The sequence below is a fragment of the Micromonospora sp. L31 genome (genome assembly GCF_052068075.1).
Classification (GTDB): domain Bacteria; phylum Actinomycetota; class Actinomycetes; order Mycobacteriales; family Micromonosporaceae; genus Micromonospora; species Micromonospora purpureochromogenes.
The window spans coordinates 418,088-441,479 of the sequence record NZ_JBQHDC010000002.1 but is presented as its reverse complement, the minus strand read 5'-3'; the positions used below and the strand labels follow the sequence as shown (position 1 = coordinate 441,479).

Here is a 23,392-nt window from a genome sequence, read left to right as displayed (position 1 = left end):
GGGTCGGTCACGCCGGGTGGTGGGGCGGTGGTGCGGCCGGCCGGGTCGGTCAGGCGGCGATCGGCTCGCGGGTGACCGGTTCGGTGGGGGGCTGGTTCTTCAGCTTGGCGGCGTACATGTCGATGTACTCGCGACCGGAGAGCTCCATCAGCTCGTACATGATCTCGTCGGTCACCGCCCGCTCGACGAAGCGGTCGCCGGCCAGGCCGGCGTAGCGGGAGAAGTCCAGCGGCGGGCCGAACCGGATCCGGACCCGGGCGATCTTGGGGATCAGCTTGCCGGGCGGCTGGATCTCGTCGAGGTTGAGCATCGCCACCGGGATCACCGGGGCGCCGCTCTCCAGCGCGAGCCGGGCCACCCCCGTCTTGCCCCGGTAGAGCCGCCCGTCGGGCGACCGGGTCCCCTCCGGGTAGATCCCGGCGACGCCGCCGGCCCGCAGCACGCTGAGCTGGGTGTCCAGGGCGGCCTGGGCGGCGCGGCCGCCGGATCGGTCGACCGGGATGCAGCCGGTGCCGGCGAAGAACGCCTTGGTGAGCCAGCCTTTGATGCCCTTACCGGTGAAGTATTCCGCCTTGGCCACGAAAGTGACTTTTCGCGGCACGATCAGCGGGGTGAAGATCGAATCCGAGAACGACAGGTGGTTGCTGGCGAGGATCACCGGACCGGTCTCCGGAACGTGGTGCAGCCCCTCCACCCGGGGACGGAAGATCAGCCTGAGCAGCGGGCCGAGGATGATGTACTTCATCAGCCAGTACAGCAACGGTGTCCTTCCGGAGCAGGGGCGGGCGACACCACCGGAGAAACGGGCCGGTGGGCCGCCGGGCGGACCCGGCGACCGCGCCGGGAATGGCCGTCGGCGGGCGGGATCGTCGGCCATGAGCCTACGAACCGGGAGCGGCACGCCACAACGCACTCCCGGAACCGGGTCCGGACGTGTCACGATTCAGGGCACGGCGTACGGGGCGCCGACACAACCGCACCGTGAGGTGCGCCGAGGAGGATGTCCGGTGTCAGCGGGTGGGGCCCGCCGGGGGCGGCGGGACAACGGGCTCGACGCGAGCGAGTACGCCGTCGCGGGCGACGTCGATCCGCGCGTCGGCGAGCACCTGCTCGACGTGCTCGCCGCCGGCGGGATCGCGGCCTACCTCCAGCCGTCGGCCGACCTCAATCCGATCACCCGCACCACCACCGTCCCGGCCCGCCCGGTCGACCGGCTCTACGTGGACCGCTCGCACCTGACCACCGCCCGGGACTACCTCACCCAGCTGGCCGACGAGTCGACCCCGGAGCCGCCGCGCGGCGAGCCGGACGTCGACGCCGAGTGGGACCGGATCGTGGCCGCCTTCCACACCGCCCCGGCCGCCGGCAGCCACCCCTGGCCCGCTGCCGAGGACGTCGACGACGACCCGACCGACCAGACCGACCCGACCGGCGCGGCCGGCGCGCCGGCGACCCGCGCCGAGGAGGCCACCGGCCCGACCGCCACCGACGTGCGGCGGCTGCCGTACGCGGCGGACATCTCCGGCGTCTCGGTGGACCGGCCGCGGGCCGAGGAGCCCTCGCTGCTGGACGGGCTGGACACCTTCGGCGCCGACCTGCCGGGCGAGGAGGACGAGGGCTACACCCCGCCCCCGCCCCCGCCGCTGCCCCGGGTGTCGAAGTACGCGGTGGTGGGCGTCCTGGCGATCGTGCTCGGCTTCGTACTCTTCCTCAACCCGGCGCTGCTGCCGGTGGACGCCTCGGTGGTGACGCTGCTCGGGTTCACCGGCATCCTCGCCGGCTTCGTCACGCTGATCTGGCGGCTGCGCCCCGGCGACGAGGACGACGAGGATCCGGACGACGGCGCGGTCGTCTGACGCTCCCCCGTCCTTTCGGCACGCTTCGCCCGTATCCCGGGACGCCCACGCCCCCGCCGCCGAGGTAACAGTGGTGTAACTTACGGTCAGTAGGAATACCGCTGTCCGTCAATTTCCCCTCCGGCTGCCCGGTTGTTCCTCCCTCGCGGTGGTCGGCCCGCTGCGGATCGGAATGCCCGAGATGCGACAGAATTCCAGTTCCCTCGTCGTGGTGGCCAATCGGCTCCCCATCGACGACAGCGTGGCGCCCGACGGCGCCTGCGAGTGGCGCCGCAGCCCCGGTGGGCTGGTGAGCGCGCTGCACCCGCTGCTGCGACACACCCCGGCCACCTGGGTCGGCTGGGCCGGCGGCACCGGTCCCGCGCCCCGCCTGCCCGACATCGACGGCGTCCGTATGCACTCCGTCGCGCTCACCGCCGAGGATCTGCGCGACCACTACGAGGGCTTCGCCAACGCCACCCTCTGGCCGCTCTACCACGACGCCGTCGAGCAGCCGGTATACCACCGCCGCTGGTGGGAGGCGTACCAGCGGGTCAACCGGCGGTTCGCCGAGGCGGCCGCGGCGGTGGCCGAGCCGGGCGGCCTGGTCTGGGTGCAGGACTACCACCTGCAACTGGTCCCCGGCCTGCTCCGGGCGCTCCGGCCGGACCTGCGGATCGGCTTCTTCCTGCACGTGCCGTTCCCGCCGCCGGAGCTGTTCATGCAGCTGCCCCGGCGGGCCGAGCTGCTGCGCGGCATGCTCGGCGCCGACCTGATCGGCTTCCAGCGGGCCCAGGCCGCGCACAACTTCGCCCAACTGGTGACGAAGGTGCTCGGCCTCCCGGCCACCGACCGGCGGATCGGCGTCGACGACCGGGTGGTGCGGGTCGGGGCGTACCCGGTCTCGATCGACACGGCCGAGATGGCCGCGCTCGCCGGCCGTCCCGACGTGACCGCCCGGGCCCGCCGGCTGCGCCACGACCTCGGCGACCCGCAGCAGGTGATCCTCAGCGTCGACCGGATGGACTACACCAAGGGCATCGAGCAGCGGCTCAAGGCCTACAGCGAGCTGCTGGCCAGCGGTGACGTCAAGGTCCGGGACACGGTGCTGGTCCAGGTGGCGGTGCCCAGCCGGGAGCGGGTCGGCCAGTACCAGATCCTGCGGGACCGGGTGGAGCGCGAGGTCGGCCGGATCAACGGCGAGTTCGGCCGGGTCGGCGAGCCGGCCATCCACTACCTCAACCAGCCCTTCGACAGCACCGAGCTGGCCGCCCTCTACCGGGTCGCCGACGTGATGGCGGTGACCCCGCTGCGGGACGGGATGAACCTGGTCGCCAAGGAGTACGTCGCCGCCCGGGTCGACGACACCGGCGCGCTGCTGCTCAGCGAGTTCGCCGGCGCGGCGGCCGAGCTGGAGCAGGCGTACCTGGTCAACCCGCACGACCTGGAGGGCCTGAAGCAGATGCTGCTCACCGCGCTGCGGGCCGGCCCGGACGACGTCGGCGACCGGATGCGCGCGATGCGGGCGCACCTGCACCGCCACGACATCCACGCCTGGGCCCGCTCCTACCTCAGCGCCCTGGACCAGACCGGCTCGCTGCTCACCCGGCTGGGCAGCACCGGCTGACCCGGCCGGGTCACACCCGCTGCGGGTCCTTGACCAGCCAGTCGAGGATCGCGTCGATCGGCTCCCGCCACCGGGCGTCGAGCATCAGGTCGTGCCCCATGCCGGGGAAGAGCAGCGGAGCCGAGCCGTACCGGCGGGCGGCCCGGGTCAGCGCGGCCGGCGGCACCACCCGGTCGTCCGGGCTGCCCAGCACCAGCACCGGCGGGCGACCCACCGGCGGCTCCGGCTCCCGGCCGGCCAGCAGCTGCCACTGCGCGCGCCGCCCGGCCCGGCCGAGCCGCGCCACGTGCCGGCGGGCGTCCGCCTCGGGCAGTTCCCTGCTGAACAGCTGCCGGCGGTGCAGCCGCAGGCCGCCGCCGAACAGCGCGGGCAGCGTGCCGACCGGGTTGCGGCGCAGCGCCACGCCGGCCGTCGACCAACCGCCCAGCACCGGCGCGACCAGCACCGCGGCCCGGGCCGGGTAGCGGGCCAGCGCGTGGGTCACCACGAGCGCCCCGGTGCCGTGCCCCACCAGCACCGCCTGGCGCGGCAGGCCCGCCGCCACCTGGACCACGTCATGGGTGTACGCCCGCAGCGTCGCCTCCGGCGCCGGCTCGCTGCCGCCGTGCCCGCGCAGGCTCAGCGCGTACGCCGCGAAGCCGCGCGACGCGGCGTGCTCCAGCCAGTGCTCGGCGAACGCCCAGGCCCCGTGCCCGAAGCCGGGGACGAAGAGCAGCGGGGGCCGCCCCTCCTCCAGCTCCGGGGCCGCGCCCAGCACCTCCCGCCGGGCCGGGCGGACCGGGCGGGCCCACTCCCGGCCCCGCATGATCCGCAGCCGCTCGCTCACCGGGCCTGCCTTTCGTTCGCGCCTGCGGGACTCCGCTGCGCTGCGTTCCTCGCGCTCACCGGTCACCCTCCAGCTCGTGCAGGGCGCGCTGGACGGCGCGCAGGTAGTCGGCGTGGCCCACCTCGAACCAGTGCCGGCTGCTGTCCTTGACCTTGCCGGAGTACCGCTCCCCGGCGCGGGCCTCCACCTTCGAGGCGAACGCGGCGGCCCGCTCCGGGCGGCCCAGCCGGGCCTGGAGCAGCCGGGCGAAGAGCACCGCCTGCCAGTGCGACAGGGTGAAGATGCCCGAGTCCGGCTGCACCAGGCCGGCCACCGCGAGCGTCGGGTACCCGGGGACGAGGGCGTTGAGCCAGAGCCGGGGGCGGCCCGAGGCCTCGTCGTCGCCGAGCACCTTCGGGTCGAGGAACTCGAAGCGGGGCAGGTAGCCGGTGGCGAAGACGACCAGTTCCGGGTCGATCTCCCGCCCGTCGGTGAGGGTGACCCCGCCGGCGTGGAACCGGGCCAGCTCCGGCACCGGGGTGATCTCGCCGTGGCCGACGTAGTAGACCAGCTGGCTGTTGGCGATCGGGTGGGTCTCGTAGACCCGGTGGTCGGGCTTCGGCAGGCCGAACCGGGTCAGGTCGCCGACGGTCAGCCGCAGCGTCCAGTGGTAGAGCCACTGCCGGACCCGCAGCGGCACGCGCAGCGCGAGCAGGCCGTCGTTGACCTGGTCGGCCGGGCGGCCGAGGACGTACTTGGGGGCGTACCAGTAGCCGCGGCGGGTGGAGTGCCAGCAGCGCGACGCCTGCTGGGCGGCCTCGACCGCGATGTCGCAGCCGGTGTTGCCCGCGCCGACCACCAGCACCCGCTTGCCGCGCAGCTGCGCGGGGTCCTTGTAGGACGAGGCGTGCATGACCTCGCCCCGGAACTCCTCCAGCCCCTCGTAGCGGGGCAGCTTCGGCGACCAGTTGTGGCCGTTGGCGACCACCACGGCGGCGTAGCGGGAGGTGCGCTCCGGGCCGTACCCGCCGGTGCTGCGGGTGGTGACGTCCCAGCGGTCGCCGGCCACCGGCTCGACCCGGACGACCTCGGTGCCGAACCAGATGTGCTGGCGCAGGTCGAAGTGGTCGGCGTAGCGCTCGAAGTAGGACAGCAGCTGGCTGTGGTGCGGGTAGTCCGGCCAGGAGTCCGGCATCGGGAAGTCGGGGAACTGGGTGAACGGCCGCGACGAGATCAGGTGGGTGCTGGCGTACACCGGGCTGCGGTCGTGCCGCCAGTTCCACGCGCCGCCGACGCCGGTCTCCCGCTCGTAGCAGTCGACGCCGAAGCCGTGCTCTTTCAGGTTCTTCACGGCGGTCAGGCCGCTGGCGCCGGCGCCGATGACGCAGACCGTGTCGCCCCGGTCGGAGACCGGGCGGCCGTCCCGGCTCGGGGTGAGCGTGGTCTCCGGATCGGGCCGGCCGTGCTCGGTGGAGGGGGGCACCGGGGAATCTCCTTATGTGCGGCACGAACGCCGGTTCGACGGGCATCCTCCCCGTACCCGGAGCCGGTTGTCCAGCCCGGCACTCCGATCGCGGACCGACGCCGGGCTCAGGCGGTGGCCGGCAGGAGCAGGTCGACCAGGACCGGGAAGTGGTCGCTGGCCCGCCGGGTGAGCGGGGTGTCGACCACGTCGTAGCCGACCACGGTGACCCGCGGATCGACGAAGAGCGCGTCGATTCGCCGGCGCGGGTTGGCGCAGGAGTAGGTGTGCCGGTCGGCGGCGTCGGCGGCCACCGCCGCGTCGGTCAGTCCCTTGCCGACGGTGCGCCAGGCCTCGCCGTCCGGGCCCTCGTTGAGGTCCGCGCCCAGCACCACCGGCAGGTCGGCGCCGGCCAGCTCGCGCTTGAGCAGCGCAGCCTGGCCGGGCCGCTCGGCCGGGTCGGTGGACAGGTGCGAGCCGGCCAGCAGGAACCGCGCGCCGCCGACCGCGCACTCGGCGTACGCCGCCCCGCGCAGGTGCCGCCCGGGGGTGAGCGGGAACCGCTGGCAGCGGGTGGCCAGCACCCGCACCCGGAGGCTGGTGAGCAGCAGGTTGCCCAGCGACGGCAGGCCACCGGCGGCCACCACCAGGCCGAAGGACTCGGCGAGGGTGGCGCAGCGCTGCCGCCAGCGGAACCGGCGCGGGGCCTCCTGCACGATCACCACGTCGGGGGCCGCCGCGCGGACCACCGCCGCCAGCGCGGCCGTGTCGTCACGCTGGCTGTGGATGTTGTAGGACACCACCCGCAGCCGCACCGCGCCGGCGGGGGCCGGCGCGACGGTCACAGCCGGCGGGCGAGGTCGGCGGCGCCGATGACGCCGGCGGTGTTGCCCAGCTCGGCGGGGCGCACCTCGGCCACCGGGAGCCGGCTGCGCTGGGCCAGCGCGTCGGTGAACGAACGCCGGGTCGGGCCGAGCAGCAGGTCGCCGGCCTCGACGACGCCGCCGCCGACCACCAGCACCTGCGGGTCGAGGATCTGGGCCATGTCGGCGAGGCTGGTGCCGAGCCAGCGTCCGACCTGGGCGAACGCCTCGGCGGAGACCGGGTCGCCGGCCTTCGCGGCGGCGGTGACCATCGGGCCGGTGACCGCCTCGGCGTCGCCACCGGCCAGCTCCAGCAGGGCGGTGGCGCGCTGCGGCTCCTGCCGCGCGGCGGCCCGGGCGAAGCGGACCAGGGCGCTGCCGCTGGCGTACTGCTCGATGCAGCCGAGCCGGCCGCAGCCGCACTGGTGGCCGTCCGGGACGGTCAGCATGTGGCCCAGCTCGGCCGCGATGCCGTTGGCGCCGCGCAGCAGCTCGCCGCCGAGCACGATGCCGCCGCCGACGCCGGTGCCGATGGTGAACATGACCATCGAGTCGTCGGCGTCCCGGGCCGCGCCGTAGCGGAACTCGGCCCAGGCGGCCACGTTGCCGTCGTTCTCCACGATCACCGGCAGGCCGGTGGCGGTGCTGACGTACTCGCGCAGCGGTTCGTCCCGCCAGGCCAGGTTGGGGGCGAAGAGCACGGTGGAGCGGGAGGCGTCGATCCAGCCGGCCGCGCCGATGCCGACCGCGCCGATGTCGTGGCCGGTCGCCAGTTCGGTGACCAGCTCGATGATGACGTCGCGGGTCTTGCCGACGTCGTCCGCGGGGGTGTCCCGTCGGGCCTGCACGAGAACCTTGCCGGTGTCGTCCACGACACCGCCGGCCACCTTCGTGCCACCGACGTCGACTCCGATGGTCAGCGTCACCGCTGCCACTCCCCTCTGCTGTGCTGCCCGACATCGGCCGGACCGGCCGAATGCGATGTCGGATGTCCCGTGTTCAGGCCTCGTCGCCCGGTGCGTCCCCGCCCGCGCCGGCCGGCGCTCGCGAGGCGGGCACCACCGGACGGTCGGCCGTCGACCGGACCTGGGCCGGCGCGACCGGCCCGGCGTCGTCGACGGGCGCGGCGGCGGCCGGCACGACCACGTCCTCCGCCCGCGTGGCGGCGGACCAGACGTCCCGCTCCGGCGCCGACGGAGAATCATGCCCGGTACGGGTCGCCTCGCGCCACACGTGGTCGGCGTCGGCGTCCGACCCGGCGGCGGGTCCGGGCGCGCCGGCCGCTCCGGCCGCCCTCTCCGGGGCTTCCCCGCTGTCGGCGGGAGCGAACGCGCGCATCAGACTGGCGATCCCGGCGGCCAGATCACCCGCACCGGTGGCGAGCCGCTCGGCGAATTCCGGACTCGGATCGCGTAGCGCCGCGATACCGCGGCAGACCGGGCAGACGCAGCATTCCGGCGATCCGGTGGCGAATCTCCCGGTGCCTCCGGCGCCCCCGGCCGGGCCGGACGCTCCGCCACTGTGACCGAGGACACCGGAGAGGATCCCACCGAGCGGACCCCACGGAGCGCCGCCGGAGCCGGCGTTGGCCAGCCGTGCCGTGGCGAGCAGCGTGGCGACGAGCCGCTCGGCCTCCTCCCGGGCGGAGCCCGGTTGCGTACCCGCCATCGTCGGCTCCTCTACCGTGCCGCCGGCTGCGTCACTGTGCCGCACCGGTTGCTTCTACCCGGCGCTTGAGCTGCTTCAACGCCGTATCCATGATCATTTTCTCGGCCTTGCGGCGAAACATGCCGAGCATGCCGACCGACAGCTCGACCTCGAGGGTGTAGGTCACCGTCGACGTCCCGTCCGGGTTGCCGACGATGTCGTACGACCCGCGCTGGGACTTCTGCATCTTCGACGGCGCCACCAGGTGCCACTCGATCCGGGACAGGTCCTCGGCGTACTCGTACGCCAGCACGTACTCGTCGGCCATCACGCCGGCGTCGATGGTGAAGTGGACCTGGCTGGCGTAGCCGTCCTCGTACTCCTCGACCACCTCGGCCCGGCGCACCGCCTCGGTCCACTCGGGGTAGCTCGCGAAGTCGCAGATGACCGCCGCCACCCGGTCCGGTGACGCGCCGATGATGATCGACTGGGTGGAGGAGTCCGCCATGGGGGGGAGGCTACCCGGAGCGACCCCGGCGCGCGGCGCTTGACCCCGGCCATGCCCGGCGCGGCGGCGCCGACGGCCCGCGACGGCGGCGTCCCACCAGTCGGGCGGGCAACCTCCCTACCTCGCCCACCCGGGCGTGCGGGTAGGTTTCGACAAAGCCGACCCGCCACGGCGGCCGGCCCGGCCAGTGCGAGCACGAGGGAGTGCAGGTGCGCGAGTTCTCCGTCCCGCCGATCGTCACCATCGGCGACGCGGCCAACCTGACCGACCCGGTCTGGGACAACGCCGAGGCCGCGCCGGACGCGGTCCAGTTCGTCCGGCCCGCCGCCCGCGCCGAGGGTGCCGCCCAGGTGGACGTGACCTGCCGGCAGTTCCGCGACGAGGTCGTCGCCGTGGCCCGCGGCCTGGTCGGCTCCGGCATCAACCCGGGCGACCGGGTCGCGCTGATGAGCCGCACCCGCTACGAGTGGACCCTGCTCGACTACGCCATCTGGGCGGCCGGCGCGGTCACCGTGCCCATCTACGAGACCTCCAGCGCCGAGCAGGCCGCCTGGATCCTCGCCGACTCCGGCGCGGTCGCCGTCGTGGTGGAGTCCAACGCGCACGCCACCCTGGTCGCCGGCGTCCGCGACCGGCTGCCCGAGCTGCGCCAGGTCTGGCAGATCGAGCTGGGCGGGGTGGACGAGATCGTCGCGGCCGGCGCGTCGGTCGAACCGGAGGAGATCGAGCGGCGCCGCAAGGCGGTCCGCTCCGCCGACGTCGCCACGATCATCTACACCAGCGGCACCACCGGCCGGCCCAAGGGCTGCGTGCTGACCCACCGCAACATGTACGCCGACATCGCCAACGCGGTGCCGGTGCTGCCGAACCTGTTCCGGCCCGGCGCGTCGACCCTGCTCTTCCTCCCGCTGGCGCACGCCTTCGCCCGGCTCATCCAGATCGGCGTGGTGCAGGCCCGGGCCACCATGGCGTACTGCCCCGACACCAAGAGCCTGGTCGCCGAGCTCCAGGCGTTCAAGCCGACCTTCGTGCTCTCCGTGCCCCGGGTCTTCGAGAAGGTCTACAACGGCGCCCGGCAGAAGGCCGAGGCGGACGGCAAGGGCAAGATCTTCGACCGGGCCGAGCGGGTGGCCATCGCCTACAGCGAGGCGCTGGAGACCCCCGACGGCCCGGGCCTGACCCTGCGCGCCCAGCACGCGCTCTTCGACAAGCTGGTCTACCGCAAGCTGCGCGCCGCGCTCGGCGGCCGCTGCCGGGACGCGATCTCCGGTGGCGCCCCGCTCGGCGCCCGGCTCGGGCACTTCTTCCGCGGCATCGGGGTGACCATCTGCGAGGGCTACGGCCTGACCGAGACCTCCCCCGCCGCCGCCGCGAACCTGCCCACCGCCACCCGGGTCGGCACGGTCGGCCGGCCGCTGCCCGGCGTCACCATCCGGATCGACGACGACGGCGAGATCCTGATCTCCGGCGACCTGATCTTCCAGGGCTACTGGCGCAACGAGGCGGCGACCGCCGAGGCGATCACCGCCGACGGCTGGTTCCGCACCGGCGACCTGGGCCACATCGACAGCGACGGGTTCGTCAGCATCACCGGCCGCAAGAAGGAGATCATCGTGACGGCCGGCGGCAAGAACGTCGCCCCGGCCGTGCTGGAGGACCAGGTGCGGGCGCACCCGCTGGTCAGCCAGTGCCTGGTGGTCGGCGACCGGCAGCCGTTCATCGCCGCGCTGGTCACCGTCGACGAGGAGGCCCTGCCGAAGTGGCTGGCCGCGCACGGCCTGCCGGAGGACACCCCGGTCGGGGAGCTGCTCGACCACGAGGAGCTGCTGGTCGAGATCCAGGGCGCGGTCGACGTGGCCAACCAGGCGGTCTCCAAGGCCGAGGCGATCAAGGTCTTCCGGATCCTGCCCCGGGACTTCACCGAGGCCACCGGCGAACTGACCCCGTCGCTCAAGGTCAAGCGGCAGGTCGTGCACAAGACGTACGCGTCCGAGATCGCCGAGATCTACCGGAGCTGACTACCATCCGTCACGTGCCCGCCTCCACACCCGTCCGGCCCCAGCCGCATCCCCTCGCCGTCGCGGCGCGCGGGGTCATGCTCGTCCTGGTCGGCGTCCTGACCCTGGTCGTCACCCGCGACCCCGCCCAGCTCTGGTGGATCGCCCTGCTGGCGGCCGCCGGCCTGCCGGCGGTGCTCGCCCCCGAGCACCGGCTGCTCGGCCCGCTCAGCCGGGTCGCCGAGGCGGTGGTGCTGGGACTGGCCGCCAGCCAGGTCGCCGTCGAGTCCGCCCTCGGCGGATCGGTCGGTGGGCTCGGCGCCTCGGCGGTACTGCCCTACCTCGCGGTGCCGGTGACGGTGACCGCGCTGCGCCGCCGCTTCCGCGAGGGAGCGGCGCTGCTCGGCGTCGCCGCGGCCACCCTGCTGATCGCCGGGGCGTTCACCGAGGTGGACGGCGGGCGGCAGCTCGGCCAGCCCGGCTACCTGGCGGTCTGCGCGCAGTGGCTGATCCTGGCCGGGCTCGGCCTCTACGCGGCCGGCACGCTGCACCAGGTGATGCGGGTCCGGGGCGAGGGCAAGCCCCAGCCGTACGCGGAGGCGACCCGGCTGCTGACCCAGCTGCGCACGGTCGCCCGGCAGCTGCCCGGCGCGACCCTCGACCCGGGCGGCATCTCCGAGCACCTGCTGGAGGAGCTGCGCACCGTCGCGCCCAACAACCGGGCCGCGGTGCTCTCGGCCAGCGGCGGCGGCCGGCTCGTGGTGCTCGCCCAGGTCGGGGTGGACCGGGTGGACTGGGAGACGACGCTCGACGCGGACTCCGCCATCGCCGACGCGTGGGCCAGCCAGCAGCCGCAGACCGCGGCCCGGTCGCAGGCCCGCTCGCACCGCGGCGGGGACGTCTCGGCGCTGATCGTGCCGCTGGTCGCCGGCGTGCGCACGGTCGGGCTGGTGGTGCTGGAGGCGGACGCCGCGCACGCGTACCCGCCGCCGGTGGTGTCCCGGGTGACCGCGCTGACCGGCCCCGCCGCGCTGCGGCTGGAGGCGGCGCTGCTCTTCGACGAGGTGCGCTCGCTGGCCACCAACGAGGAACGGCAGCGGCTGGCCCGGGAGATCCACGACGGGGTCGCCCAGGAGCTGGTGATGGTCGGCTACGGCATCGACAACGCCCTGGCCACCGTCCACGACGACGCCGACGAGACCGCCGAGGGGCTGCGTACGCTGCGCGGCGAGGTGACCCGGGTGATCACCGAGCTGCGGCTGAGCCTGTTCGAGCTGCGCAGCGAGGTGGACCGGCACGGCGGCCTGGCCGCCGCGATCGCCGAGTACGCGCGCACCGTCGGCGCCTCCGGCGGCCTGCGGGTGCACCTGTCGTTGGACGAGTCCACCGCCCGGCTGCCCGCCGCCACCGAGGCCGAGTTGCTGCGCATCGCGCAGGAGGCGGTCACCAACGCGCGCAAGCACGCGGGGGCCTCGAATCTCTGGGTCACCTGCGAGGTGGACCCCCCGTACGCGCAGATCGAAGTGTCGGATGACGGTCACGGCATCGGTGACCAGCACGCGGACGGGCACTACGGTCTTGCGATCATGGCCGAGAGAGCGGAACGTATCCGGGGCCGGTTGGAGATCAGGCCGCGGCAGCCCAGCGGCACAACCGTGGCGGTGGTGGTCGGTTCCTCGCCCCGGCGCGATAACGTGCGTGGCAGCGCAGCAGCAGAAGGGGAGTAACCCGAGGATGACCACAAGCCCGACACCGGCCACTCGTACCAAGGTCCTCCTTGTCGACGATCACGACCTGATCCGCAAGGGGCTTCGGCACGCCTTCGAGCGCGACCGGCAGTTCGAGGTCGTCGGCGAGGCCGCCACGGCGGCGGAGGGCGTACGCCAGGCTGGCGCGCTGCAGCCGGACGTCGTGATCATGGATCTGCGCCTTCCGGACGGCAGTGGCCTCGAGGCCACCCGGGCCCTGCGCAAGTCCAGCGCGTCGATGGGGATCGTCGTGCTGACCATGTACGCCGGTGACGACCAGCTCTTCGGCGCGCTGGAGGCCGGGGCGAGCGCGTTCGTGCCGAAGACCGCGCCGGCCGACGAGGTGGTGGCCGCCGCCCGGCACGCCGCCTCCTCCCCCAGCGCCTTCACCGCGGCCGACCTGGCCGAGGCGATGAAGCGCCGGCTGGCCCCGTCCGGTCCGCAGCTCTCCCCCCGCGAGGGGCAGGTGCTGCGGCTGCTGGCCGACGGCATGAGCGTGGCCGGCATCGCCAAGCAGCTCTTCGTCAGCGAGTCCACCGCCAAGACCCACATCTCGAAGCTCTACGAGAAGCTGGGCGCGGCCAACCGCGCCCAGGCGCTGATGACGGCGCTGCGGCTGGGCCTGCTCGAGGCCCCGGACGCGCCGAAGTTCTGAGGGCTCCGGCCCGTCGTCGAGAGGTCCGCGCCGCCCACCGGTCGCGGACCTCTCGCCTGTCCGGGGCACGGCCGCGGCAGCGCCGCCAGCGCCCTGAGTGAGCGTGCCGTCGCGCAATGACCGTGGTCTTTGCACCGGGGCGAAGCGAGGGCAGAATACCCGGGTGGCCCGCGCGGGCGACGATCCTCGCGTTTGTCGACTAAAGGGGTGGGCATGCAGCGGCCGGACTGGGCACCCGACGACATCGACATCGAGCGCCCCAGCGTCGCCCGCATGTACGACTACTACCTCGGCGGCTCGCACAACTTCGCCGCCGACCGGGCGGCGGCCCGGGCGATGATGGAAGCGGTCCCCGAGGCCCCGCTGATGGCCCAGGCCAACCGGGCGTTCATGCGTCGGGCGGTGCAGTACCTGGTCGACTCCGGCGTCCGCCAGTTCCTCGACATCGGCTCGGGCATCCCCACCGTCGGCAACGTGCACGAGATCGCCCAGCGCGCCGCGCCCGACTCCCGGGTGGTCTACGTCGACGTCGACCCGGTGGCGGTGGCCCACAGCCGGGAGATCCTCCAGGGCAATCCCGGCACCGCGGTCGTCCAGGAGGACCTGCGCCGACCGGCCGCGATCGTGAGCCATCCCGAGGTGACCAAGCTGCTCGACCTCTCCCGGCCGGTGGCCGTGCTGATCGTGGCGGTGCTGCACTTCGTCCCGGACGCCGACCGGCCCGAGGAGATCCTGCGGACGCTGCGCGAGACGCTGGCGCCGGGCAGCTACCTGGTGATGTCGCAGGCCACCGACGAGGACCGGGGCCACACCGGCGAACGGGCCGAGGCCGAGCGGGTCTACCGCCGCACCGACAGCCCGCTCTCGATCCGCAGTCGGGCCGAGCTGACCGCGCTCTTCGACGGCTTCACGCTGCTCGAACCGGGCGTGGTGTGGGTGCCGCAGTGGCGGCCGGAGTCGCCGGAGAGCGCCGAGGACGCCGCGCAGGCGGTCTTCATGGGTGGCGTCGGACGCCTCGGTGGGTGAGACACCGGACCTGCCGGCGCACCCGTCGTGCCCCGGCGCGTTCGCCCGGGCCTGGGCCAAGGCGGTCTCGGGCACCAGCCACCTGCCGATGACCCAGGCGCAGCTGGAGCTGCTGCTGCAACGGCTCACCGAGCGGTTGGCCGGGGCACTGCGGGCCGAGCCGTTCGACCCGCGCGTCGGGCACCAGGTGGGCGCGGAGCTGGTCGCCGCCCACATCGCCTCGGCCGAGGGTCTCGGTCGCACCGTGGAGGTCATCCAGCTCCGCCTGATCCGCGACCTGGGGCTGGTCGCCGACGACGTCGAGGACCGGATGGCCCGGCTGCTGGCCACCGTCGCCACCGGGTACGCCCGGGCGCTGCGCGACCGGACGCTCGACGAGCAGGAGTCGATCCGCCGGGCCGCGACGGTGGCCCGGGCCCAGGCCGAGCGGGCGCTGCGCGACAGCGAGACCCGCTTCCGCCACCAGGCCACCCACGACCCGCTGACCGGCCTGCCCAACCGGGTCCTGTTCACCGAGCGGCTCACCGCGGCGATCGGCGCGCCGAGCCGGGGCGCCGACCGGGTGGGCGTCTGCTTCCTGGACCTCGACCGGTTCAAGGTGGTCAACGACTCGCTCGGGCACCAGGTCGGCGACGCCCTGCTGGTGTCGGTGGCGCGGCGGCTGCGCGCGGCGCTCGGCGAACACCTGCTGGCCCGTCTCGGCGGCGACGAGTTCGTCATCCTGGTCGAGCGCACCGCCCGGGTCGACGACGCGGTCGCGGTCGCCGAGGCGGCGCTGGCCGCGCTCGCCGAGCCGGCCCTGGTCGACGGGCACGAGCTGACCGTGACCGCCAGCATCGGCATCGTGGAGCGCCCGGTGGCCGGCACCACCCCCGGCGAGCTGATGCGGGCGGCCGACAGCACCCTGCACTGGGCCAAGGCGGCCGGGGGCGCCCGCTGGTCGGTGTTCGACCCGGACCGGCACCGCGCCGACCTGGCCCGGTACGCCCTCGCCGCGGCGATCCCCGCCGCGATCGACCGGGGTGAGTTCTTCCTCGACTACCAGCCGCTGACCTCGCTGCGCGACGGCACCTTGCTCGGCGTGGAGGCGCTGGTCCGCTGGCGCCACCCGGAGCTGGGCGTGCTCCGGCCGGGCAGCTTCATCGGGCTGGCCGAGGAGACCGGCCTGATCGTCCGGCTCGGCGGCTGGGTGCTCGCGGCGGCCTGCCGCGAGGCGGAGAGCTGGGGCGCCCGGGGCCCCTTCGTCAGCGTCAACCTGGCCGTCCGCCAGGTGCACCGGCCCGGCCTGGTGCAGGAGGTGCGCAGCCTGCTGGCGGCCACCGGCCTGCCGCCGGAACGGCTCCAGCTGGAGATCACCGAGAGCACCATGATGAGCACCGCGGAGGAGCCCGTCCGGGCCCTGCGGGTCCTGGCCGACCTCGGCGTACGGGTCGCCATCGACGACTTCGGCACCGGCTACTGCAACCTGGCGTACCTGCGGGACCTGCCGGTGACCGAGCTGAAGGTGGCCGGGGAGTTCGTCACCGGGCTACGGTCGCCGGCGGTCGACCCGGCCAGCCGCACCGACGAGCGGATCCTCGCCTCGCTGGTGTCGCTGGCCCACGCGCTGGACCTGACCGTCACCGCCGAGGGGGTGGAGACGGCCGGGCAGGCCGAACGGCTGCGGGCGATCGGCTGCGACGCCGGCCAGGGCTGGTACTTCGGGCGGCCGGGGCCGGCCGAGGGCTGCCTCGGCCGCTCCCCCGCGCTGTCCACCGTGGCCGGTGTCGAGCCGGTCGCCTCAGCCGGGTAGGGACGGCCCGGCGGCGGTACGCCGCGGCGTCCGGCCCGGCACCGGCAACTGGCTGTCGTCCCCGTTGAGGTACGTCAGCACCGCCAGCACCCGCCGGTTGTCGTCGTCCGACGGCGGCATCCGCAGCTTGCTGAAGATGTTGTTGATGTGCTTGCTGACCGCCTTCTCGGTGACGAAGAGCCGCGCGGCGATCGCCGCGTTGGACCGCCCCTCCGCCATCAGGCCCAGCACCTCGCGCTCACGGGCGGTCAGCTCCTGCAACGGCTCGGCCCCGGACCGGCTGGCCAGCAGTTGGGAGACCACCTCCGGGTCCATCACCGTGCCGCCGCCGGCCACCCGGCGTACCGCGTCGACGAACTGGGCCACGTTGGAGACCCGGTCCTTGAGCAGGTAGCCGACGCCACCGGCGCGGTCGGAGAGCAGCTCCCGGGCGTAGAGCTGCTCGACGTGCTGGGAGAGCACCAGGATCGGCAGGCCGGGGATCTCGGCGCGGGCTCCGATGGCGGCCTGCAACCCCTCGTCGGTGAAGGTCGGCGGCAGCCGCACGTCGAGCACCGCCACGTCCGGGCGGTGGGTGACCAGGGCCGACAGCACCGACGGTCCGTTGTCGACGGCCGCGACCACCTCGAAATCGAACGCCTCGAGGATGCGGGTCAGCCCGTCCCGGAGGAGGGCGAGGTCTTCGGCGATGACAACTCGCAAGGCAGCTCCATGGTCACGACTGTGGGCCCGCCGGGCGGACTGGTCACCACCATCGTTCCATCAAAGGCCGCGAGCCGTCGTCCGATCCCGGCCAGTCCGCTGCCCGCCGCCGGGTCGGCGCCGCCCCGGCCGTCGTCACCCACCACCATGGTCAGTCGACCGTCGCCGTAGCTCAGGTGGATCCAGGCTTGCGCGGCGCCGCTGTGCTTGGTGACGTTCGCCAGCCCCTCGGCCACCGCGAAGTACGCCGCGGACTCCACCGGCGCCTCCGGGCGGCCCGGCAGGTCCACCTCGACCGCCACCGGCAGCGGCACGGCCAGCGCGAGCGCCCGGACCGCACCGTCCAGGCCGCGCTCGGCGAGCACCGGCGGGTGGATGCCACGCACCAGGCCGCGCAGCTCGACGAGGGCCTGACCGCTGGTCTCCCGCGCCTCGGCCAGCAGCTTCCCGGCGGCGGTCGGGTCCTGCTCCAGCAGCTGCTCGGCCAGGCCGATGCTCATGCTCAGCGCGACCAGCCGGGCCTGCGCCCCGTCGTGCAGGTCCCGCTCGATGCGGCGCAGCTCGGCCGCCTGGGCGTCGACGGTGTCGGCCCGGGTGACGGTGAGCTGGCGGACCCGCAACGCCAGTTCCGCCGCCCGGGTGGGGGCCAGGAAGAGCCGGGCGAAGCGCAGGTGCAGCCAGACCAGCCAGGGGGCGACGGCCAGGCCGCCGAGCAGCAGCAGCCAGCCCTGCGGCAGCGCGGCCAGCGCCTCGGCCAGGTTGGTCATCGGCCAGAACAGGCCGTAGCCGTAGGAGTCGGCGATGAGGTAGACCAGCAGCGGCACCCCGAGCGAGCCCTCCAGCCCGTACAGCGGCAGGGCGAACGCGAGCAGGCACGCCCCGCCGGTGACCGCGCCGGGGACCAGCCAGGCGAAGTCCCGCCAGGTGGCCGGGTCGCCCACCACCCACCGGAAACGCCGCCAGGTGCCGAACTGCGCCCCCTCCGGCAGCGGCCGGTACGGCGTGGCGATGGGTACGCCGCCCCACCGGGCGAGCCGGCGCTGCAACCCGGTCGACAGCCGCACCAACGCCGTCGCCATCGGGAACAGCGCGAAACCGATGCCGAAGGCGGGGATGAGCAGCAGCGACACCAGCGACAGCACGAACAGCGCGACGTTGGTGGTCAGGGAGAGCACGGCGACGGCCAGGCCCTGGAGGGCGGCGGTCGCGCCGGGCCGGACCGTCTGGCGGGCGAACTCTCGTACGGGGCTGTCCACGGTTTCCATTCTCGGTCACGACCGCCCGGTGTTCGGTGGTGCTAGGACCACCGGCGTCGGGGACGTGGCACTCCTGTCCGCACGCCCGCCGGCCAGAAGGATCTAAGGCAGGAAGCGAACCCGATCCTCGGAGGAACCCGACATGTCCCGGCAAAGACTGGCCGGTCTGCCGTCCGGCCGACGCAGCAAGTACGCCCTGATCGTCTTCTGGCTGGTCCTCGTCGCGGTGGCCGGCCCGCTCGCCATCAAGCTGAGCGAGGTGCAGAACAACGACACGCTCGGCATGCTGCCCGCCAGCGTGGAGAGCAGCCGGGCCGTGGAGCGGGCCGAGGCGGCCTTCCCGGACTCGAAGAAGCCCGTGGCCATCGCCGTCTACGTCCGCGACAGCGGCCTCACCGACGCCGACCGCGCCAAGGCCGAGGCCGACCGGGCCGTCTTCGTCCGGTACGCCGACGGCGGCGCGGTGTCGCCCCCGGTGCCCAGCGAGGACGGGAAGGCGCTGCTGGTGTCCTTTCCGGTCGCCGGTGACGACACCCAGCGCCCGGAGGCGGTGACCGACGTCAAGGAGCGCCTCGCCCTCAACCGGCCCGCCGGCCTGCGCACCGCGCTGACCGGCGACGCGGCGGCGGAGAGCGACGTCCTCGACGCCTTCGGCGGGATGGACACCACGCTGCTGCTGGCGACCGCGGCCACCGTCGCGGTGCTGCTGCTGGTCACCTACCGCAGCCCGGTGCTCTGGCTGATCCCGCTGATCACCGTCGGCATCGCCAACCAGTTCGCCGGCGGCATCGTGTACCTGATGGCGAAGTACGGCGGCGTGACCGTCGACTTCCAGAGCCAGACCATCCTGACGGTGCTGGTCTTCGGCGTCGGCGTGGACTACGCCCTGCTGCTGATCGCCCGGTACCGCGAGGAGCTGCGCCGGCACGCCGACCGGCACGAGGCGATGCGGGTGGCGCTGCGCCGGTCGTTCGGCGCGATCTGCGCCTCGGCGGCGACCGTCGCGATCGGACTGCTCTGCCTGCTCGCCGCCGACCTGCCGTCCACCCGTGGCCTCGGCCCGGTCGGGGCGGTCGGCATCGGCGCCGCCCTGCTCGCGATGACCACCCTGCTGCCGGCGGTGCTCGTCCTGTGCGGCCGGTGGCTCTTCTGGCCGTTCGTGCCGCGCTACACGCCGACCGCCGTCAGCGCCGACGTCACCGCCGACCACGGGATCTGGCGCCGGATCGCAGGGCTGGTCGGGGGCCGTCCCCGCGCGGTCTGGATCGGCACCGCGGCGGCGCTCGTCGCGCTGACCTTCGGCATCGGCAACCTCAGCATCGGCCTGCCCAACGAGGAGTCCTTCACCTCCGAGGTCGGCTCGGTGACCGGCCAGCGGCTGATCGCCGCGCACTACCCGAGCGGTTCCGCGTCGCCGGCGGAGATCCTGGCCACCGCCGGTGCGGCCGACCAGGTGATCGCCGCCGCCCGGGCGGTGCCCGGCGTCGCCCGGGTCGACGAGCCGGAGCGCTCGCCGGACGGCGCCTGGGTACGGGTCCCGGCGGTGCTGGCCGACACGCCGGACAGCGACGCCGCCATGGAGACCGTGCAGCGGCTCCGCACGGCGGTGCACGAGGTGCCCGGCGCCCAGGCGCTGGTCGGCGGCAGGACCGCGGTGCTGGTGGACGAGGAGCGCATCGTCAGCCGCGACAACCGGGTGGTCATCCCGCTGATCCTCGCCGTCGTCCTCGTCATCCTGGTGCTCCTGCTGCGGGCGCTGGTCGCGCCGCTGCTGCTGATGGTGAGCGTGGTGCTGTCGTACGCCGCCGCGATGGGGGCCGCCGGCTTCGTGCTGGACGCGCTGGGCTACACCAAGCTCTTCGTGGGCATCCCGCTGCAGGCGTTCCTGTTCCTCGTCGCCCTCGGCGTCGACTACACGATCTTCCTGATGACGCGGGCCCGGGAGGAGGCGACGCAGCTGGGCCACCGGCCGGGCGTCCTGCGGGCGCTGACCGTCACCGGCGGCGTCATCACCAGCGCGGGGATCGTGCTCGCGGCCACGTTCGGCGCGCTGGGCGTGCTGCCGCTGGTGCCGTCGATGCAGACCGGGGTGATCGTGGCCGTCGGCATCCTGCTCGACACGCTGCTGGTCCGCAGCCTGCTCATCCCGGCGCTGGCGCTCGACCTGGGCGCCCGCACCTGGTGGCCGGGGAAGCTGTCCCGGCGGACCGCCCGGACCGCCCCGGCGACCCCGGCCGAGCGGGTGCTGGCCGGTCCCTGAGCCCGGGCACGACGCCGCGAGACCGGGCGGGCACGGACGCGACAGCGTCCGTGCCCGCCCCAGCGCCGATCGCCACCAGGCACCCCGTCGACCACCGCGTCTTCCCGTGCCCCACACCGTGACTGACCGTGACGCCCGTGCCCTTGGATACGGCGAAGAGCGATATGCCTGTCAGGCATATTTATGACTGACAGGCATATCGCTCATCGGGAAATGTGCCGGCTCGGCGACGACCCGCCGGCTCGGCTCGCGGCCGCTGGCTTCGACGGTGGCCAGCGGCGCGGCACCGGGAGCTCGGGCGGCCGTTGCGGTGAGCCGGATCCCGGTTCCACACCCAGCCGATGAGCCGGGCCGCTCGTTCCACGCCCCACCGGCTGTAGCGGCCCCCAGAACCGGCCGGCGGGTGGTCAGCCGGCGAGCAGGGCGGCCATCCGCTGCGCCTGGGTCTCCCAGCGCCACTCCCGCTCCACCCAGGCCCGGCCGGCCGCCCCGAGCTGCCGGGCCAGATCCCGGTCGGCGAGCAGGGTGGCCACCCGGTCGGCGAGCTGGGCGACGTCCCGGCCCCGCACCACGTACCCGGTCTCCCCCTCGCGGACCGCGTCCGGCGCGCCGCCGGAGTCGCCGGCCACCACCGGCAGGCCGGTCGCGGAGGCCTCCAGGTAGACGATGCCGAGCCCCTCGACGTCCAGGCCGCGGTTGCGGGTGCGGCAGGGCATCGCGTATACGTCACCGGCGGCGTAGTGCGCGGGCAGCTCGGCGGCGGGCACCGAGCCGGTGAAGACCACGTCGCGCTCCACGCCGGTGTGCCGGGCCAGCTTCTCCAGCGCCGCCCGGTACGGCCCGCCGCCGACCACCAGCAGCGCCGCGTCCGGCACCCGGCGGTGGATCTCCGGCATGGCCCGGATCAGCATGTCCTGCCCCTTGCGGGGCACCAGCCGGGACACGCACACCACCACCGGCCGGTCGGCCAGGCCCAGCCGGACGCGGACCGGCTCGCCGTCGACGGCCGGGTGGTAGGTGTCCACGTCGACGCCGGGAGCCAGCCGGTGCAGGTCGGTCACCCCGTGCAGCGCCCGTTCGAGCCGTACCCGGGTGTAGTCGCCGAGGTAGGTGACCACGTCGGTGCCGCGGCCGATCCGGCGCAGCGCGGCCCGGGCGGCGGGCAGCGCCGCCCAGCCGACCTCGTGGCCGTGGGTCTGCGCGACCACCCGGCGGATCCCCGCCCGACGGCGCAGCCCGGCCGCCAGCAGGCCGAGCGGGGCCGCGGCGCCGAACCAGACGGTGTCGCAGTCGTGCTCGCGGGCCAGCCGGGCGGCCCGCCGGGCCACCAGCGGGGTGGGCAGCAGCACCCGGGTCCGCTCCCGGACCACCTCGAAGGGCTGGTCGGCGTCGAACTTCGCCGCGCCCCGCCAGCTGGAGGCGTAGACCACCACGGAGCCGGAGGGCTGGCGGACGGCGAGGTTGTGCACGAACGACTGGATGCCGCCGGGGCGGGGTGGGAAGTCGTTGGTGATCAGCAGCGTCCGGCTCATCTGCCGGCCTCCCTGGCATAGGCGCGGGCGGCGGCCATCCGCTCCACGGTGGACGGGTGTGACGCCGACCAGAGGTACTCCCAGCGCGGCGGGTCGGGATCGGCCAGGTTGACCCCGGCCAGCCGGCGCTGCATCGCCTCGAAGGTGGCCGGGTCGCCGGTCAGCGCGAGGGCGTGCGCGTCGGCGCGCGCCTCGACCCGGCGGGAGATCAGCGCCTGCGCCGGCGCGGCGACCAGCCCGGCCACCGTCACCAGGGCGATCAGCAACGGGAACGCGCGCGGCTCGGCGACCGAGTCGACCCCGGCCAGCCGCAGCAGCGGCCCCCAGGAGCCCAGCAGGTAGAGCGCGACGACCGCGAGGGCGGCGCCGAGCGCGCCGGTGAGCGTGCCGGTCCAGACGTCCCGGTCCTTCGCGTGCCCCAGCTCGTGCGCGACCACGCTGGTCACCTCGGCCGGGGTGGCCTCACGCAGCAGGGTGTCGTAGACCACCACCCGCCGGGTCGGCCCCAGCCCGGAGACGTACGCGTTGACCGCCTTCGTCCGCCGGGAGGCATCGGCGACCAGCACGTCGCGCACCGGCACCCCGTCGCGGGCCGCCATCGCCATCAGCTCGGTGCGCAGCGGACCCTGCTCCATCGGGGTGAACCGGTTGAAGACCGGCTCCACCAGCACCGGCAGCACGAACGACAACAGCACGACCAGGCCGGCCGCCCCGGCGGCGCCGAACGCCCACCACCAGCGCGGGGCGAGCCGGGTCACGGTGTAGAAGCCGAGCAGCGCGATCGCACCGATGACGGCGCTGACCGCGTACGACTTGAGCAGGTCGACGGCCCAGCCGCTCCAGCCGTGGGTGCTCAGCCCGTACCGGGTGAGCACGGACTGCCGCCAGGCGGCGAAGGGCAGGGTGAGCAGGTCGGCGAGGAGCACCACGGCGAGCCCGCCGAGCACCGCGCGGGCGGTCCAGTGACCGCCGAAGGGGCGCCCGGCCAGCTCGACCAGGCGGGCGCCGAGCGGGGTGAGCCCGAGCAGCAACGCCACCAGCAGCCCGACCACCAGCGCGCCGTACGCGCCGGGGCGCAGCGCGGAGCGGAACTCGCGCGCGTGGGCCACCTGGTCGACGGGGAGTTCACCCAGCGCGGCGACCTGGTCGGCCCGGGGTGCCGGCGGTCGGCTCCACGGCACCAGCACGACGCTGGCGACCAGCAGCGCCAGCACCAGCCCGCCGAGGGTCAGCACCGCCCACCCGCGGGGGGTCACGCCGGCACCTCGTCCGCCGGCCCGCCGCCACCACGCCGTAACCGCGTCATGCCGCCGCTCCTCCCGCCGTGAGCGCCCATCCTATTGCCCGCCGCCGTCGGGGCCGGCCGACGGGAGCCGTGCCGGTGGCGGCGTGCTGGTCAGGCCACCCGGCGCCGGCGGGCGGCACGGGTCGGCGCGGCCTCGTGGGCCAGCACCGCCACGTCGAAGCCGGCCCGGGCGAACACCTCGACCGCCCGGAGCTCGGCCGGCCCGAGGTCGGCGGCCGGCGAGTCGGCGTCGAGCAGGGCGGTCACCAGGCAGCCGTTACAGCCGGCGCCCCGGATCCCGCACCTGTCGCAGTCGATGAGCATCGTGCCTCCCTGACGGAGTGCGGCGCGGCGGGGGCGACAGCCTGGTCACCACCCGCGCACCGTCGGTC

General features: G+C 74.5%; 20 protein-coding genes. 8 read left to right on the top strand and 12 right to left on the bottom strand.

Features of this window, described 5'->3' with window-relative positions:
* Positions 1-49: 49 nt before the first annotated feature.
* Positions 50-760, bottom strand: a complete 711-nt coding sequence (locus tag ACTMS9_RS08635; RefSeq protein WP_441145293.1) for a lysophospholipid acyltransferase family protein — start codon at positions 758-760, stop codon at positions 50-52.
* Positions 761-1,007: 247 nt separating this feature from the next.
* Here ACTMS9_RS08635 and ACTMS9_RS08630 point away from each other — a divergent pair, with 247 nt between their 5' ends.
* Both ACTMS9_RS08630 and ACTMS9_RS08625 read left to right on the top strand, forming a co-directional pair.
* Positions 1,008-1,856 carry a DUF308 domain-containing protein gene (locus ACTMS9_RS08630; RefSeq protein WP_441145295.1) on the top strand — a complete coding sequence of 283 codons (849 nt, stop codon included), beginning with the start codon at positions 1,008-1,010 and terminating at the stop codon, positions 1,854-1,856.
* 181 nt (positions 1,857-2,037) lie between these two features.
* Positions 2,038-3,462: an alpha,alpha-trehalose-phosphate synthase (UDP-forming) gene (locus tag ACTMS9_RS08625; protein WP_441145297.1), complete on the top strand. Its 1,425-nt coding sequence runs from the start codon at positions 2,038-2,040 to the stop codon at positions 3,460-3,462.
* A gap of 10 nt (positions 3,463-3,472) precedes the next feature.
* Here the strand turns inward: ACTMS9_RS08625 and ACTMS9_RS08620 are convergent, their stop codons facing one another.
* From ACTMS9_RS08620 to ACTMS9_RS08595, 6 genes are all read right to left on the bottom strand, one after another.
* Positions 3,473-4,267 carry an alpha/beta hydrolase gene (locus tag ACTMS9_RS08620; RefSeq protein ID WP_441164718.1) on the bottom strand — a complete coding sequence of 265 codons (795 nt, stop codon included), beginning with the start codon at positions 4,265-4,267 and terminating at the stop codon, positions 3,473-3,475.
* Positions 4,268-4,343: 76 nt separating this feature from the next.
* Positions 4,344-5,750 (bottom strand): flavin-containing monooxygenase, encoded by a 1,407-nt coding sequence (locus tag ACTMS9_RS08615; protein WP_441164625.1) that lies wholly within the window; start codon positions 5,748-5,750, stop codon positions 4,344-4,346.
* A 107-nt stretch (positions 5,751-5,857) separates the two neighbouring features.
* Positions 5,858-6,574, bottom strand: a complete 717-nt coding sequence (locus ACTMS9_RS08610) for an endonuclease/exonuclease/phosphatase family protein (protein WP_441145304.1) — start codon at positions 6,572-6,574, stop codon at positions 5,858-5,860.
* Positions 6,571-7,518, bottom strand: coding sequence for an ROK family glucokinase (locus tag ACTMS9_RS08605; protein WP_280838246.1), 948 nt, complete (start codon positions 7,516-7,518; stop codon positions 6,571-6,573). The genes ACTMS9_RS08610 and ACTMS9_RS08605 overlap by 4 nt, the downstream gene beginning before the upstream one ends.
* Positions 7,519-7,591: 73 nt before the next feature.
* Entirely contained in the window at positions 7,592-8,260 is a 669-nt protein-coding gene (locus tag ACTMS9_RS08600) for a hypothetical protein (RefSeq protein ID WP_441145307.1), read from the bottom strand.
* A gap of 31 nt (positions 8,261-8,291) precedes the next feature.
* Positions 8,292-8,747: an SRPBCC family protein gene (locus ACTMS9_RS08595; RefSeq protein WP_088961061.1), complete on the bottom strand. Its 456-nt coding sequence runs from the start codon at positions 8,745-8,747 to the stop codon at positions 8,292-8,294.
* A gap of 209 nt (positions 8,748-8,956) precedes the next feature.
* Between ACTMS9_RS08595 and ACTMS9_RS08590 the strand changes: the two genes are divergently transcribed.
* The 5 genes from ACTMS9_RS08590 (at position 8,957) to ACTMS9_RS08570 (ending at position 15,965) form a co-directional block, all read left to right on the top strand.
* Positions 8,957-10,765 carry an AMP-dependent synthetase/ligase gene (locus ACTMS9_RS08590; protein ID WP_441145309.1) on the top strand — a complete coding sequence of 603 codons (1,809 nt, stop codon included), beginning with the start codon at positions 8,957-8,959 and terminating at the stop codon, positions 10,763-10,765.
* A gap of 14 nt (positions 10,766-10,779) precedes the next feature.
* A complete protein-coding gene (locus ACTMS9_RS08585; protein ID WP_441145311.1) occupies positions 10,780-12,471 on the top strand; it encodes a GAF domain-containing sensor histidine kinase in 1,692 nt (563 codons plus the stop codon).
* A gap of 7 nt (positions 12,472-12,478) precedes the next feature.
* Positions 12,479-13,147, top strand: coding sequence for a response regulator transcription factor (locus ACTMS9_RS08580; protein ID WP_007072219.1), 669 nt, complete (start codon positions 12,479-12,481; stop codon positions 13,145-13,147).
* 213 nt (positions 13,148-13,360) lie between these two features.
* Positions 13,361-14,173 carry an SAM-dependent methyltransferase gene (locus ACTMS9_RS08575; RefSeq protein ID WP_441145317.1) on the top strand — a complete coding sequence of 271 codons (813 nt, stop codon included), beginning with the start codon at positions 13,361-13,363 and terminating at the stop codon, positions 14,171-14,173.
* A gap of 88 nt (positions 14,174-14,261) precedes the next feature.
* A complete protein-coding gene (locus tag ACTMS9_RS08570; protein ID WP_441164717.1) occupies positions 14,262-15,965 on the top strand; it encodes a putative bifunctional diguanylate cyclase/phosphodiesterase in 1,704 nt (567 codons plus the stop codon).
* Here the strand turns inward: ACTMS9_RS08570 and ACTMS9_RS08565 are convergent.
* Positions 15,954-16,667 (bottom strand): LuxR C-terminal-related transcriptional regulator, encoded by a 714-nt coding sequence (locus ACTMS9_RS08565; RefSeq protein ID WP_441164624.1) that lies wholly within the window; start codon positions 16,665-16,667, stop codon positions 15,954-15,956. The two genes, ACTMS9_RS08570 and ACTMS9_RS08565, sit on opposite strands and share 12 nt — an antisense overlap.
* A complete protein-coding gene (locus ACTMS9_RS08560; RefSeq protein ID WP_441145319.1) occupies positions 16,619-17,923 on the bottom strand; it encodes a histidine kinase in 1,305 nt (434 codons plus the stop codon). Before ACTMS9_RS08560 ends, ACTMS9_RS08565 begins: the two co-directional genes overlap by 49 nt.
* A 142-nt stretch (positions 17,924-18,065) precedes the next feature.
* On the opposite strand from ACTMS9_RS08560, the gene ACTMS9_RS08555 reads away from it, so the two are divergent.
* Positions 18,066-20,183: an MMPL family transporter gene (locus ACTMS9_RS08555; RefSeq protein ID WP_441164623.1), complete on the top strand. Its 2,118-nt coding sequence runs from the start codon at positions 18,066-18,068 to the stop codon at positions 20,181-20,183.
* A 407-nt stretch (positions 20,184-20,590) separates the two neighbouring features.
* On the opposite strand, the gene ACTMS9_RS08550 is transcribed toward ACTMS9_RS08555, so the two are convergent.
* The 3 genes from ACTMS9_RS08550 to ACTMS9_RS08540 form a co-directional block, all read right to left on the bottom strand.
* Positions 20,591-21,715, bottom strand: a complete 1,125-nt coding sequence (locus tag ACTMS9_RS08550; protein ID WP_441145323.1) for a glycosyltransferase family 4 protein — start codon at positions 21,713-21,715, stop codon at positions 20,591-20,593.
* Entirely contained in the window at positions 21,712-22,971 is a 1,260-nt protein-coding gene (locus ACTMS9_RS08545; RefSeq protein WP_441145325.1) for a M48 family metallopeptidase, read from the bottom strand. Before ACTMS9_RS08545 ends, ACTMS9_RS08550 begins: the two co-directional genes overlap by 4 nt.
* A gap of 140 nt (positions 22,972-23,111) precedes the next feature.
* A complete protein-coding gene (locus ACTMS9_RS08540; RefSeq protein ID WP_154943950.1) occupies positions 23,112-23,324 on the bottom strand; it encodes a hypothetical protein in 213 nt (70 codons plus the stop codon).
* Positions 23,325-23,392 lie beyond the last annotated feature (68 nt).

Bases quoted from the DNA above. Each gene is read 5' to 3' on its own strand.
- ACTMS9_RS08600 (WP_441145307.1), bottom strand. From the start codon at position 8,260: ATGGCGGGTACGCAACCGGGCTCCGCCCGGGAGGAGGCCGAGCGGCTC.
- ACTMS9_RS08595 (WP_088961061.1), bottom strand. From the start codon at position 8,747: ATGGCGGACTCCTCCACCCAGTCGATCATCATCGGCGCGTCACCGGAC.
- ACTMS9_RS08575 (WP_441145317.1), top strand. From the start codon at position 13,361: ATGCAGCGGCCGGACTGGGCACCCGACGACATCGACATCGAGCGCCCC.
- ACTMS9_RS08620 (WP_441164718.1), bottom strand. From the start codon at position 4,267: ATGCGGGGCCGGGAGTGGGCCCGCCCGGTCCGCCCGGCCCGGCGGGAG.
- ACTMS9_RS08625 (WP_441145297.1), top strand. From the start codon at position 2,038: ATGCGACAGAATTCCAGTTCCCTCGTCGTGGTGGCCAATCGGCTCCCC.
- ACTMS9_RS08550 (WP_441145323.1), bottom strand. From the start codon at position 21,715: ATGAGCCGGACGCTGCTGATCACCAACGACTTCCCACCCCGCCCCGGC.
- ACTMS9_RS08540 (WP_154943950.1), bottom strand. From the start codon at position 23,324: ATGCTCATCGACTGCGACAGGTGCGGGATCCGGGGCGCCGGCTGTAAC.
- ACTMS9_RS08570 (WP_441164717.1), top strand. From the start codon at position 14,262: ATGACCCAGGCGCAGCTGGAGCTGCTGCTGCAACGGCTCACCGAGCGG.
- ACTMS9_RS08555 (WP_441164623.1), top strand. From the start codon at position 18,066: ATGTCCCGGCAAAGACTGGCCGGTCTGCCGTCCGGCCGACGCAGCAAG.
- ACTMS9_RS08580 (WP_007072219.1), top strand. From the start codon at position 12,479: ATGACCACAAGCCCGACACCGGCCACTCGTACCAAGGTCCTCCTTGTC.